Consider the following 12,366-nt stretch of genomic DNA (forward strand, 5'->3'; position numbering starts at 1 on the left):
TTTTTTTCAAACAAGTGTCGGTCAGCCTATTAGTAGATAAATTAAGACTAACTTTTTCTTTGTAATTGCCCTCTTTTTCAAATAAAAAAACTGATCAGGTTACAAAATTTGTGTGGCTCTTTACCAATAAATAAAGATCAACCTTAAACTATTAGTAATGAAAAAGAGAAGCAAATTAACCCTGATAAAGACCCTCACTCTGGCCTTTCCCTTAAGCTTACTGTTAAGCTGTCAGGAAGAAAGTAAAGACATCGTTCCTGAAACTATCCAGGAAGACTCACAGGAAGAAATGTCAAGAATGGCAATGGCACCGGATATAACCGAAGCACCGGCATCTCAGGATGTACAGGAGGATATTTCTAATCTACGCTTTCCGGAAAGCAAGAAAAAGTCTGCCAATGCCAGGACCACCGCAGCTGGAGTAACTGACTATGTAGATTTCAATGACCAGATGGCGCTGACGATTATTCCAGACAATGCCAAAAATACTTTTGCTACCTGGCCATACTACATACAGCAGGTAGGCAACGCATGGATACATGTAAAGGAAAATAATGGAGCAGGGTATAATCCGGCATTTACTAGCAATTACCAACACTACCACCTGAGCTATCAGAATTTTACCCCTTGTTTTACCGGCGGAGGAGAGTTTGGTAAGCCTTCCGGCAACTCATGTGTAAACATTAACCCCGTCCTGGAGCCACGTGTAGTGGATTCCCATCATGGTTCTCAATGGATCAAAATCTATGCTTATGATTATGATAGTCCTAAAAGAACTTTTGACCTGCTGGGCATTAAGGTTACCAATGGTCCAATTCAGTTGTGGTTTAAGAAGAAAGGCGGGGGATGGTGGAGATGGTCAAGTTTGGGCGAAGGTACCTGGAATCTTTCGGCTTATTCTACTGAGATCACTGAAATCCTCATCGGTGGTACCAGCAGCAGCAGTTTCGGATTTGACAATGTAAAAGTCAAAGTGCCTTATTATTAATCTGATATTGGTGATTATTTAATAATTGCTCGTTTTAACGTAATATAAGCTTCCTGATATTGGGAAGCTTTTTTTATGGTTCAAAGAAGTTGTCCTTATGCTTGACAATCCAGCTTACTAAAAAATAGAGGATCAGGGCACTACTTACCATAGCGATTATCAATAAGCTGACATAAGCATTTCCTAAGCCGAAAGTCAGTTCTGTCTGCTCCATTTCGGCAGCCAGTGATTGAAATCCAAAGGCCAGAATGATCAGCCAGGGCAGAGAAGCGATGATCAGCACACTCACGATTGTGACTGTCAGTATTAACAGGTTTTTAAGTTCATCCATGCCCTCTAAGTTAAGCACAAAGCTGAAATATTACTGTACCTTCTTTACACTGCTGCTGATCAGTACGATGCAGATGCCAAGTATAGATACCAGGGCAAATGCCCAGCGTAGATCTGTGACCTCGGAAATATAACCGATTACCGGCGGGCCAAAAAGAAAACCCAGAAAGCCTACTGAAGAGACCGCAGTAATGGCGGAACCAGGAGACATGGTCTTGGTTTTTCCGGTTTCTCCATACAGCAGGGGTACAATGGTAGAGACTCCCAATCCTACCAGCATAAAACCAAGTGTAGCACTAATGATATTAGGGAAGGCAACAGAAATCAGCAGTCCGGCGGCTATCAAAAGCCCGTTTAACTGTATCATTCTGAAAGTACCAAATTTCCCAGCCAGCCGGTCTCCTATAAAGCGGGCAGCAGCCATACTACACATAAAAGCTACATAGCCCACAGCCACATACGCTTCAGGTACTTCTACTACTTTTTTAAAGTAGATACCGCTCCAATCAAACATGGTACCTTCGCAGATCATACCGCAGAAAGCAATCATGCCCAATACCAGAAGTTGCCGGTCAGGCATTACAAACACTTTTTGCTTTTTTTGTTCAGCATTTTCATCTGCCAAGGTATGCTGATAGGCGAATATTAAAAGAATGAGCACCAGTCCTCCTATGATACAAAAATGTAGGAAGGGACTAAGTCCCCAGGAGATAAATAAGGCTCCTAGTGCTGCTCCGGCAAAACCAGCCAGACTCCACAGACCATGGAAAGATGCCATGATGGAGCGTTTGTACAAAGCTTCAACCGCCACTGCCTGTGTATTGACCGACACATTGATCAGATTACCTGACAAACCGAAGAAAAACAAGATGATCATCAGCACCCAGCTTTCATCTGCCAGACCGATAAAAGGCAAGGTAAAGATGTGAAAAAGGGTGGCAGCAAGCATTGTGCGCTGGCTTCCCAGACGCGCTACTGCCCAGGCAGAGAAAGGTAAGCCGGTAAGTAAGCCAAAAGGAAGCGCAAAAAGTACACTGCCCCAGGCTCCGTCGCTAAGCTGTAAGTGTCCCTGGATATTGGGAATGCGGCTGGCCCAGCTAGAAAAGATTATTCCGAGAATTACAAAAAAAGTGCCCACGGCCATTCTGGACACATTTGCGGAAGGAGAACTCTTAACTACATTTAATGACATACACCAGCTCGGTTCGGCTTTAGAAGGCACAAAGAAAAAATAATTTTGGCACTAATCTATAAAAAGCCGAGGCTATTTAAAGCGAAAAAAATGCGCTCAAAGAGCCTGAGATAGCAAGTGCCACATTTTTTTGCTTATTAATAAAATTTAAAATTTTGATAACTTAAAAATGCGCAATAATTGAATAAAAAAAGAATTGTATATTCAATTGTATAGAAAATGCTGCTTTTAATTTATCATTTTTGTAATAAACAAGATAGTAACTTATCTTGAAGCCTTACTTGCTTATAACAACCTACTTATGCCTTCTATCAACTTTACACAAATACAGGAAGACTCTCATACTCCCAAGTATGAGCAGGTGATGAATTTGATCAAATCGGATATAGAAAACGGGATTTTTAAAAGAGGAGAACGCATTCCTTCTATTAATGAGACCAGTGAAGACTTCCTGATTTCACGAGACACTGTTGAAAAAGCTTATACCAAGTTAAGAGAGCAGGGCATTATCAAGTCTGTACCTGGTAAAGGTTACTACGTTAACTGTGACCAGCCGGTAGATAAAATTCGCGTACTGATGATTATCAACAAGATCAGTGCTCATAAGAAAAAAATTGTGCAGGCTTTTGTGGAAACCCTGGGAGAGCAGGCTAGTGTGGAGACCTGTGTGCATAATTACAGTACTGAAATGCTGAAAAGAATATTGGACGAAAACCAGGGTAACTATCATTACTATGCCATTATTCCCTGTTTTAAGGATTTTTCTGATAAAACCGTAGAAGTAATCTCTTCAGTACCACGCGAAAAACTGCTGCTGATTGATAAGGATGTAAAAGCGCTGAAAGGAAATTATAAAGCAGTTTGCGAAAATTTTGAAAGTGATATTTATGATGTACTGGCATCATCTATGGATCGCCTGAGTAAGTACCAGAGAATCAATTTCATTTTTCCTGACGGCAATCAGTATGTATCCGATATCATGACGGGCTTTAAGAAGTTTTGTGCAGCCTACCACTACGAATATTGCATCACCAATGTGTTTGACGCGGATTTGGTAAAGCCTCGTAGTCTTTACATTGTCATTGAGGAAGATCAACTGGTCAACATCATTAAGTATTGTAAACAAAACCAGTTAGAGATAGGCAAAGATGTGGGCATCATTTCTTACAATGATACTCCTATCAAGGAAGTGCTGCACGATGGCATAGCGGTGATCTCTACCGACTTCCAGAAAATGGGAGAAAACGCAGCTAAAATGCTTCTGGAGAAGCGTACCGAGAAGCTTAATAATCCCTTCTATATGATCAGGAGACCTTCATTGTAAACATGATTTAGATATACGGATGTATATATCTTTTATTTCCTGAATTTCAGACAGAGGGCAACTATCACCTTGCCACCATTAAAGTCTTTAAAATAGTTATTCATCTTTTCATAAAACTGCCAGGAGATTACTAAGTAGTTGAACTTCCTCTAGCTTTTTAAGACGCTTTTATTCCTATAGGATTGTTTCCTATATTGCTATCATCCTATGCATTCCATTGAGCGTGTTTTACAGATCAAAAGGCTGCTGACCTATAATTTTCTGGCCTGGTGTCTGCTGGGGATCCTGGCAGGGGTAAAACAGTATAGCTATGCGATCAGCTTTGGACAAAGTTTTGAATGGCAAAGCATGATACGCTATCCGTTCTCAGCCTATCTCAGTTATTGGGCACTTAGCTATCTTGTCATAGACTTTTTTTTATATACCAAACGGTGGAAAAGCACTTCCTTTGTCATTTTTCATATTTTGATGAGTATACTTTTCGGTGTTTTGCACAAAAGTATGGCTTACATCAGCGGCCTTTTACTGGAACGCCTTTTTCTTCTTCAAGAAAGTCTGGATTGGAGAGCATTACTCCAGCTTTGGGGAGATACCTGGTTTGATATCATCAATGGAGTAGGCGTGTATTGGCTTATCCTATTTATTTTGACAGCACTGGATTACCGGCACCGCTATCAGGATCAGGCATTGCAGGCTCTGGGTCTTAAAACTCAGCTCAGTAACGTGCAACTCAATAGCATGCGTATACAATTGCAGCCCCATTTTCTTTTTAATGCCCTTAACGCTATCGTCATGATGGTAAGACGTAACGATCAGGACAAAGCCATCAGCATGATCATTGGTTTGAGTGAGATGCTGCGTAATAACCTCAGCCAGAAAAGAAAACAGTTCATCAGCCTGGAAGAAGAGTTAAGTTTAATCCAGCACTATCTGAGTGTGGAGCAGGTTCGTTTTCAGGACCGTCTGCAGGTAGAAATGCATATTGACGAGGATACAAAGCAAGCACAGGTGCCCAATCTGGTGCTGCAACCTATTGTGGAAAATGCTTTTAAACATGGGATAGCCCACTCCCTGGGACCGGCAAAACTTCGCATCAGCAGCTATTATGAAAATAATCGTTTGATCTTAGAGGTTTACAATAGTACCGATGTAGCGCCTCATGACTGGGTGATGACCAAAAGTAAAGGCATAGGCTTGCGCAATACCATTGACAGATTACGCCAACTCTATCAGGGCAAAGCGCACATACAGTTTACCGCCCAGGAAGATAGTGTGCTGGTCAGACTCAGCTTGCCGATCAGTAATACGGATGACAAACCAAACGTAAAAAAAGAAATAGCAAGCGAATGATCATGAAGAATTTAATCTTACAAGTTCGGACCAATTACTTACAATTTTCTGCTTCAATCTAAAAATATGGACAAGTTTAGATGTATTATAGTAGATGACGAACCAGAAGCCCGGGAAGGTGTGCAGCATCTGCTGGAGAAAGATAAAGAAGTAGATGTACTTGCCCTCTGTGCCAATGGCCTGGAAGCGCTGGAAGTCTTGCAGGATCAAAAGGTAGATTTGCTGTTACTGGATATACAGATGCCCCGTATCAACGGTTTTGAAGTGCTCAACAGCCTGGCTCCTGAACATCGGCCCGAAGTAATTTTTATTACCGCCTATGATGAATACACTTTGCAGGCATTTGAAGTACATGCCGTAGATTATCTGCTTAAGCCTTTTACGGACGAGAGGTTCTTCAAAGCACTAGATTTTGCCAAAGCCCGAATCAGGCAGCAGCAGTTGCATGAGAAACAGCAGCGTCTGAATGAATTGTTACAGGCTCAGCAGCGGCAGGCTGTCGGGGGCAGGGAGGGAAGTCTGCTTTCCTCAAACTCAGGAAGTACTACCGGCAGGTTGGCGGTGAAAACAGAAGGCCGTGTGCATCTGCTCCCCCATCATCAGGTACTGTGGATAGAGGCTTATGATTATTATGTAAAGGTACATACCAAAGCACGTTATTTTCTGCTGCGCGATAGCATGAAAAATATGGAAAAGAATTTACCAGCCGATCAGTTTGTTAGAATTCACAAGTCCAGTATTGTCAATGTAAGTCATGTGCAGCAGATCAATACCGGAGGAGTAAGTGAGCTGGAGCTACAACTGAATACTGGTCTTACCCTAAAAGTCAGCAGAAATTACAAAGACCGGATTAAGCGTTTAATGAATAACGAGTAGTGATTAATGAATAATGACGAATGAATAAAATGATAAAAAGAAGCTGTATACTTTTGTTAATGTTTAGTATAGCCTGCCAATCCCCGAAGCAGGAAAAAAATGTAGCATCCACTGAGGAAGCAAGCCAGGAGGAGCAGAACTTATCTCAAAATGTAAGTCAGCCAGAAGATGACAGTGTGATAGAGATTGAGCTAAGTACAGAAGCTTTGTTGGGCAAAATTGAACCTGCAAAGGATAGTAGTTTTGTCCGGATAGCCTCTCAGTATACCAATAAAGATGAGATTTACCTCAGAAAACAAACCTATGAGGATTTTGTCCGCATGGCAAAAGCAGCCAGGGAAGATGATGTGAGCCTTCAAATTATCTCAGCCACACGAAACTTTGCTGTCCAGAAAAGCATCTGGGAAGCAAAGTGGAATGGTCAGCGAAAGGTTGATGGTATGGATCTGAGTCAGGCAATAAGCGATCCTCAAGAAAGAGCTTTGAAAATACTGGAGTACAGTTCCATGCCCGGTACCTCTCGCCATCACTGGGGTACTGATATTGACCTGAACGCCTTGAGCAACTCCTACTTCGCTTCCGGTGAGGGTAAAAAAGTGTACGATTGGCTGTTGGCCCATGCCCATGAATACGGCTTTTGTCAGGTGTATACTGAGAAAGGTGATAAAAGACCGCATGGCTATAATGAAGAAAGGTGGCACTGGAGCTATATGCCGCTTGCCAGCCAGTTTCTGAAGCAATACAACGAAAAAATCAGTTATGCTGAACTGGGTGGTTTTGACGGAGGTAGCGTAGCAGAAGAGATAGAAGCCATTCGCAAATACGTCAATGGTATAGCACCCCGCTGTATGAACTGGTAAGCTCAAAGTAGCCTGGGAAAACATCTTTTATCTTTAAATGAAATAATTTTTTCTTTGAATAGTGACTTTTAGTTACTGTCTCGTCTAATCATCATATTTATCAAATATAATATGATCAGACAAAATAGACTGGCACTTATAAGTGTCACGTTGTTAATAAGTACCCTCTTTGGTTGTGGTGTAAAGCAGGAAAATGAACAGTTACAAGCGCAGCTTGATAGCTTGCAGTTAGAGCTGCTTCACAGCCAGCAGGCCGCCCGCATGCTGGAAGAAGTAGGCGTGCTGATGGATTCAATAGATGCTGCCCGTCAGTATGTTGCCATTAATCTTGAGACCGGCCCTACCGATAATTACATCAAGCGGATGGAAAGCCTACAAGGGTATGTACTGGAGACTCAGGAAAGAATTGCTGAGCTGGAGAAAAGCCTGCAAACTTCTCAGTCCGTAAGCCAGACTTATGCAGCTACCATCAAGAAACTGAAAAAAGAAATTACTGCCAAAAACGAGGAAATTACTGCACTACAGGCTCAGGTAGAAGGGCTGGAAGCTGACAATGCTTCGCTGGTGATGACAGTAGCTGCCAGGGAGGAAGAGATTGTGCAGAAAACGGAGGAAATCATGGCGCAGAACGAAGAGCTGGCCAGTGCAGAGGCTCGTATCAAAGAGATGATTCTTCAACAGCAAATCTCTCAGGCGGATGCTTATTACGCAAGGGGCGAAGCCGTAGAAGAAATTGCCAGGCGTACGCAGTTGGCACGCAAAAAGAAACAGGCATCTTATCAGGAGGCTCTATTGCTTTACGAAAAAGCCTACGCATTGGGCAGAACTGATGCTAAGAGCAAGATTGAAACTCTGAAAGACAAGATTAGATAAGGTTAGGTTTTAAAGTGTTAAAAGCGGATGAGTTCTCTTCCGCTTTTTTTACGTCCTAAAACTAAGAAGCTGAAATGACTGCTTCACGATTGTACTTATTGCGGTACTGCACCGGAGACAAGCCGGTAATTTTTTTGAAAACAGAACGAAAAGCTTTGTTATCGGTATAGCCCACTTTGTACATCACTTCATTCACATTCTCTCGGGAAGATTCCAGGCTCATTTTTGCGGCTTCTACCTTTACCCTTTGAATGTATTCAGTCACTGTGTTGCTGGTAGCTTTCTTAAATCTGCGTTCCAGATTTCTTCTGCCCATGGCAAACATAGAAGCGAGGGTATCCAGGGTAATTTTTTCCTGAAAGTTTTGCTCAATAAACTCCTGTGCCTGCCTGATTTCCGCATCCTCATGCGTCTTCTGTCCCTGGAAAATAATAAAGGGAGACTGGCTGGTGCGATCAATGTCAATCATAAAGGCTTTAGAAATGAAAACAGCAATTTCGCGCCCTGCATATTTTTCTATCAGATAAAGTAATAAGTTTAAATAAGAATAAGCCCCGCCGCTGGTATAAATTCCCTCCTGTTCCGTCATAATCTTATCATCCACCACATGGGCTTCCGGATACATTTGCCTGAATTCATGGATAAACTTCCAGTGGGTAGTACACTGCCTGCCTTTTAGTAAACCGCTAGCTGCCAGGAAAAAAGAACCAATGCAAAAACTGGCTATTTCTGCACCATTATCATATTGCCGGATGAGCCAGGGGATAAACTCCTGATTACGCGCCAGCACTTTTCCCTGATCGCCGTGTACAGCAGGAATGATGATCAAATCAGTTTTAGTTACCTCTGCTATACTCAGGTCAGGATTCACGCTAAACAGGCCATGTTTTTCTTCTGTTTTGGCCAAACCTACCAGATGAACTTTAAATACAGGCTTTCTGCCCATCTCTTTGAGCAGGCCATTTACCTCTGATAATATTTGGTAAGTGCCCTCAATATTAACTACGCTGATGTGCCCGCGGGGAATAAGAATTGATACATGTTTCATAGCAAATCTGGTTTGGATTAATGTCGTGATTCACCCCTCAAACTGTCGCATTCGCACCCTCTAAAATTCGGAAATAGACCGTAGTATTGCAATATACTTAAAATAAGTTTTTTATTCTTAAAATAAGTTTATGAAAGAATATACATTCACTGAGGATGTGGCACTGATAGCGGTTACTGCACAGTCTTTTCCTGAAGGAATAGGCGAAGCTTTTAACACATTGATGCGCATGCTTCCTGACAGTCAGGAAAGAGTTTTTTTTGGAATATCTTATCCAAATAAGGAGAGAGGGTTGATCTACAAGGCTGCGGTATCTCAGGCTTTTGATGGGGAGAGTGCGCAGTACAATTGTGAGACTTTCGTGCTCTCCAAAGGAAAGTACCTGACTGAAACCGTGAAAAACTGGAGAGGGCAGGAAGAAAAGATAGGCTTGACTTTCAGGAAACTGGGCAAATCCCGGTCAGATATAGTAGCACCAGGCATAGAGTGGTATCAGGGAGAGGATGTGATGTGCATGCTCAAACTGGAGGCCTGAACAGAACAAATATTTTTTACCTAAAACACATAAGCGCATGTTGACACACAGTAAAGCATTCAGCGGATTTTCAGTTGACGATATAGAAAAAGCAAAAACCTTTTATGGAGAAGTGCTGGGACTGGAAGTAGCAGATAATCCTATGGGAATACTGGAAATTCATATAGCCGGAAGCAATAACATTCTGGTGTATCCCAAACCCGATCATGAACCAGCCACCTTTACCCTTCTCAATTTTCCGGTAGAGGATATTGATGAAGCAGTAGATACCCTAAGGGCGAAAGGAGTGTCATTTGAACGGTATGAAGGCGAGATCAAAACGGATGAAAAGGGAGTATTCCGCGGGGCTGAGCAGGCAAAAGGGCCCAACATTGCATGGTTCAGAGATCCTGCCGGAAATATCTTTTCCATTATAGAAGAAAATTAATGTCAAATTTATAAAAGCCAAACTTATGACAGATGTAAAAACAATGCAGGCACAAAAGATCACTACCAACCTATGGTTTGATGATCAGGCGGAAGAAGCCGTGAAGTTTTACACTTCTACCTTTAAAAACGCCGAAATTTTGGAGCTTACCCACTTTGGAAAAGAAGGCTATGAAATTCATGGCAAAGCCGAAGGAACAGTTATGACCGTATCTTTTCGGATAGAAGGTCAGGAATTTGTAGCACTTAACGGAGGCCCTCAATTCAAACTCACCCCTTCAGTATCCTTTTTTGTCTACTGTGAGTCCGGAGAAGAAGTGGACACCTTGTGGGGTAAACTCTCTGATGGAGGCTTTGTCATGATGCCTTTGCAGCAGTACCCTTTCAGTAAATACTACGGTTGGGTGCAGGATAAGTATGGTGTCTCCTGGCAGGTCATCCTGGCAGAGCAGGCTGAGATCAAACAGAAAATAGTGCCCTGCTTACTGTTTGTGGGAGATCAGGCAGGCAAGGCGGAAGAAGCTATGCAGTTTTATACCTCAGTATTTGAGCAGGCAGAAATTAAAGAGATTTCCCGCTACGGAAAGGGACAGGAACCTAATATGGAAGGGGCAATCAATTATGCTGCCTTTACGCTGAATGGACAGGAATTTAAGGCGATGGATAGCTATCTGGAGCACGGATTTACCTTCACCGAAGCCACGTCATTTATCATCCGCTGCAAAGATCAGGACGAGGTAGATTATTACTGGAATAGACTTTCTGAAGGAGGAGATGAAGAGGCTCAGGTTTGCGGCTGGCTCAAAGACAAGTACGGCCTTTCCTGGCAGATAGTGCCCACTGTATTGAACGATCTGCTTAGTAATTCTAATACCAGCAAATCACAAAATGTCACTAAAGTAATGTTGCAAATGCAAAAGCTGGATATAGCCACACTAAAACAGGCTTACGAGCAGGCATAGTATGGTGTTAAATCAGTTTTATTAAATCCAAACCTTTTTTCATTATGACCCATCATCAGGAATTTTTGCAGCGCTTCAACGAAGCTTTCTCAAGATCTGATACCGAGTATATTATCGCCCAGGTGACCGACGATATTGTCTGGAATATGGTAGGAGAAAATATCATCCGTGGAAAAGAAGAATTTACCAAATCAATACAAGCTATGAAGAGTGAGGATACTCACGAATTTAAAATCAATCATATGATCACACACGGAAAAACCGCCGCCGTAGATGGGATCATGAAAGTGACGGACAAATCCGGTAAAGTAAAAATCTATGCCTTCTGCGACATTTATCTTTTAAGCAGTCACAAAGATGGGAAGATTAAGGAGATGACTTCTTATGTGGTTGAGACCAATCATGAGCAGTAAACCCTACATTTTTCATCTTTCATTACCCATTAATCATTTTTCAATCATCACTAATCATTAAAAGACATGCCAATCCTTAATCCCTATCTGAACTTTAACGGAAATACTGAAGAGGCCTTTAATTTTTACAAATCCGTATTTGGCGGAGAGTTTATCGGAGGTATAAGCCGCTTCAAAGATATGCCTGAAGCCGGAAATGTTCCTGAAAAAGATCAGGATAAGATCATGCATATTGCCTTACCCATAGGAAAAGGTAATATACTGATGGGCACAGATGCGCTGGAATCCATGGGGCATAAGCTGCATATGGGAGATAATATCTCATTGTCGCTAGATGCAGAAAGTGAGGCTGAAGCAGATCAGTTGTTTGAAAAGCTTTCTGCCGGCGGTAAGGTGAGCATGCCGATGGAGAAAGCGTTCTGGGGAGATTATTTCGGAATGTGTACCGATAAATTCGGTAAACAGTGGATGATCAGCTATGCTTACAAGCAGCAGTAAGAGTAAAACACAGAAAACAACATCTGGTAGGACGGCTACATTGTCGTTCTACTATTCTTTTCTTCAAATCAGATACTAGAAACAATAAAAGCTATGCGAAAACTAAAACTACAGATGCAAACTTCCCTGGATGGTTTTGTGGCCGGAACCAATGGAGAAATGGACTGGATGGAGTGGAACTGGGATGCTGCGCTCAATGAATATGTAAATAATATCACCGCCTCGGTAGACTGTATCCTGCTGGGACGCAAACTGGCAGAAGGCTTTATTTCTACCTGGGAATCACGGCTTGCAGATCCTGAAACTGCAGATGATGCTGCCCATAAGTTTGTGCACACTCCAAAAATAGTTTTCTCTAAATCACTCCAGAAGATAGAAGGAAAAAACACGGAAGTAGAAAATGGAGAGCTTGCTGCGGTAGTGAATCATCTCAAAAGTAAGGAAGGACAGGATATCATCGTTTACGGTGGCGCTAACTTTGTGTCTTCTCTGATCCAGGAAAACCTGATAGATGAGTACAATCTGTTCGTCAATCCTACCGCTATCGGTAGTGGGATGAGCATTTTTGCAGGTCCGGAGCAGAAGAAAAGCTTTCAGCTTACCCATGCTCAGGCTTTTGAATGCGGAATTGTGGCACTACGCTATACTCCCCATAAAGCATAAGCCCTGGAAATAGCATGCGTTTTTTATT

15 protein-coding genes are annotated in these 12,366 nt (G+C 42.2%); 12 read left to right on the forward strand and 3 right to left on the reverse strand.

Annotation, left to right across the window (positions count from 1 at the left end; genetic code table 11):
* Positions 1 to 157 precede the first annotated feature (157 nt).
* Positions 158 to 988 (forward strand): hypothetical protein, encoded by an 831-nt coding sequence (locus WJR50_RS12850; protein ID WP_341293688.1) that lies wholly within the window; start codon positions 158 to 160, stop codon positions 986 to 988.
* A gap of 73 nt (positions 989 to 1,061) precedes the next feature.
* On the opposite strand, the gene WJR50_RS12855 is transcribed toward WJR50_RS12850, so the two are convergent.
* Both WJR50_RS12855 and WJR50_RS12860 read right to left on the reverse strand, forming a co-directional pair.
* The gene (locus WJR50_RS12855) at positions 1,062 to 1,319 is read right to left on the reverse strand and encodes a hypothetical protein (RefSeq protein ID WP_341293689.1); all 258 of its coding nucleotides are present in this window, start codon (positions 1,317 to 1,319) and stop codon (positions 1,062 to 1,064) included.
* 30 nt (positions 1,320 to 1,349) lie between these two features.
* The gene (locus WJR50_RS12860) at positions 1,350 to 2,510 is read right to left on the reverse strand and encodes an MFS transporter (RefSeq protein ID WP_341293690.1); all 1,161 of its coding nucleotides are present in this window, start codon (positions 2,508 to 2,510) and stop codon (positions 1,350 to 1,352) included.
* A 301-nt stretch (positions 2,511 to 2,811) separates the two neighbouring features.
* Between WJR50_RS12860 and WJR50_RS12865 the strand changes: the two genes are divergently transcribed.
* The 5 genes from WJR50_RS12865 to WJR50_RS12885 all read left to right on the forward strand — a co-directional run bounded on the left by WJR50_RS12865 (position 2,812) and on the right by WJR50_RS12885 (position 7,793).
* A complete protein-coding gene (locus tag WJR50_RS12865; RefSeq protein WP_341293691.1) occupies positions 2,812 to 3,834 on the forward strand; it encodes a GntR family transcriptional regulator in 1,023 nt (340 codons plus the stop codon).
* A 207-nt stretch (positions 3,835 to 4,041) separates the two neighbouring features.
* The gene (locus WJR50_RS12870) at positions 4,042 to 5,184 is read left to right on the forward strand and encodes a sensor histidine kinase (RefSeq protein ID WP_341293692.1); all 1,143 of its coding nucleotides are present in this window, start codon (positions 4,042 to 4,044) and stop codon (positions 5,182 to 5,184) included.
* A gap of 66 nt (positions 5,185 to 5,250) precedes the next feature.
* Positions 5,251 to 6,060, forward strand: coding sequence for a LytR/AlgR family response regulator transcription factor (locus WJR50_RS12875; RefSeq protein WP_341293693.1), 810 nt, complete (start codon positions 5,251 to 5,253; stop codon positions 6,058 to 6,060).
* A gap of 59 nt (positions 6,061 to 6,119) precedes the next feature.
* Entirely contained in the window at positions 6,120 to 6,920 is an 801-nt protein-coding gene (locus WJR50_RS12880; protein ID WP_341293694.1) for a M15 family metallopeptidase, read from the forward strand.
* Between the two features lie 111 nt (positions 6,921 to 7,031).
* Positions 7,032 to 7,793 (forward strand): hypothetical protein, encoded by a 762-nt coding sequence (locus WJR50_RS12885; protein WP_341293695.1) that lies wholly within the window; start codon positions 7,032 to 7,034, stop codon positions 7,791 to 7,793.
* A gap of 61 nt (positions 7,794 to 7,854) precedes the next feature.
* Here WJR50_RS12885 and WJR50_RS12890 read toward each other — a convergent pair whose 3' ends face one another.
* Positions 7,855 to 8,841 carry a GlxA family transcriptional regulator gene (locus tag WJR50_RS12890; protein WP_341293696.1) on the reverse strand — a complete coding sequence of 329 codons (987 nt, stop codon included), beginning with the start codon at positions 8,839 to 8,841 and terminating at the stop codon, positions 7,855 to 7,857.
* Between the two features lie 130 nt (positions 8,842 to 8,971).
* Between WJR50_RS12890 and WJR50_RS12895 the strand changes: the two genes are divergently transcribed.
* The 6 genes from WJR50_RS12895 to WJR50_RS12920 all read left to right on the forward strand — a co-directional run bounded on the left by WJR50_RS12895 (position 8,972) and on the right by WJR50_RS12920 (position 12,338).
* On the forward strand, positions 8,972 to 9,376 hold the full coding sequence (locus WJR50_RS12895) for a hypothetical protein (RefSeq protein ID WP_341293697.1): 405 nt from the start codon (positions 8,972 to 8,974) through the stop codon (positions 9,374 to 9,376).
* 37 nt (positions 9,377 to 9,413) lie between these two features.
* Positions 9,414 to 9,803: a VOC family protein gene (locus tag WJR50_RS12900; RefSeq protein ID WP_341293698.1), complete on the forward strand. Its 390-nt coding sequence runs from the start codon at positions 9,414 to 9,416 to the stop codon at positions 9,801 to 9,803.
* Between the two features lie 25 nt (positions 9,804 to 9,828).
* Positions 9,829 to 10,764 carry a VOC family protein gene (locus WJR50_RS12905; protein ID WP_341293699.1) on the forward strand — a complete coding sequence of 312 codons (936 nt, stop codon included), beginning with the start codon at positions 9,829 to 9,831 and terminating at the stop codon, positions 10,762 to 10,764.
* A 44-nt stretch (positions 10,765 to 10,808) separates the two neighbouring features.
* Complete coding sequence (locus WJR50_RS12910) at positions 10,809 to 11,177, forward strand: nuclear transport factor 2 family protein (RefSeq protein WP_341293700.1); 369 nt, start codon at positions 10,809 to 10,811, stop codon at positions 11,175 to 11,177.
* Positions 11,178 to 11,243: 66 nt separating this feature from the next.
* Positions 11,244 to 11,675, forward strand: a complete 432-nt coding sequence (locus WJR50_RS12915) for a VOC family protein (RefSeq protein WP_341293701.1) — start codon at positions 11,244 to 11,246, stop codon at positions 11,673 to 11,675.
* Positions 11,676 to 11,768: 93 nt separating this feature from the next.
* The gene (locus WJR50_RS12920; protein WP_341293702.1) at positions 11,769 to 12,338 is read left to right on the forward strand and encodes a dihydrofolate reductase family protein; all 570 of its coding nucleotides are present in this window, start codon (positions 11,769 to 11,771) and stop codon (positions 12,336 to 12,338) included.
* Positions 12,339 to 12,366: the final 28 nt, after the last annotated feature.

Origin of the sequence: Catalinimonas locisalis (assembly GCF_038039535.1) — a bacterium.
Taxonomy (GTDB): domain Bacteria; phylum Bacteroidota; class Bacteroidia; order Cytophagales; family Cyclobacteriaceae; genus Catalinimonas.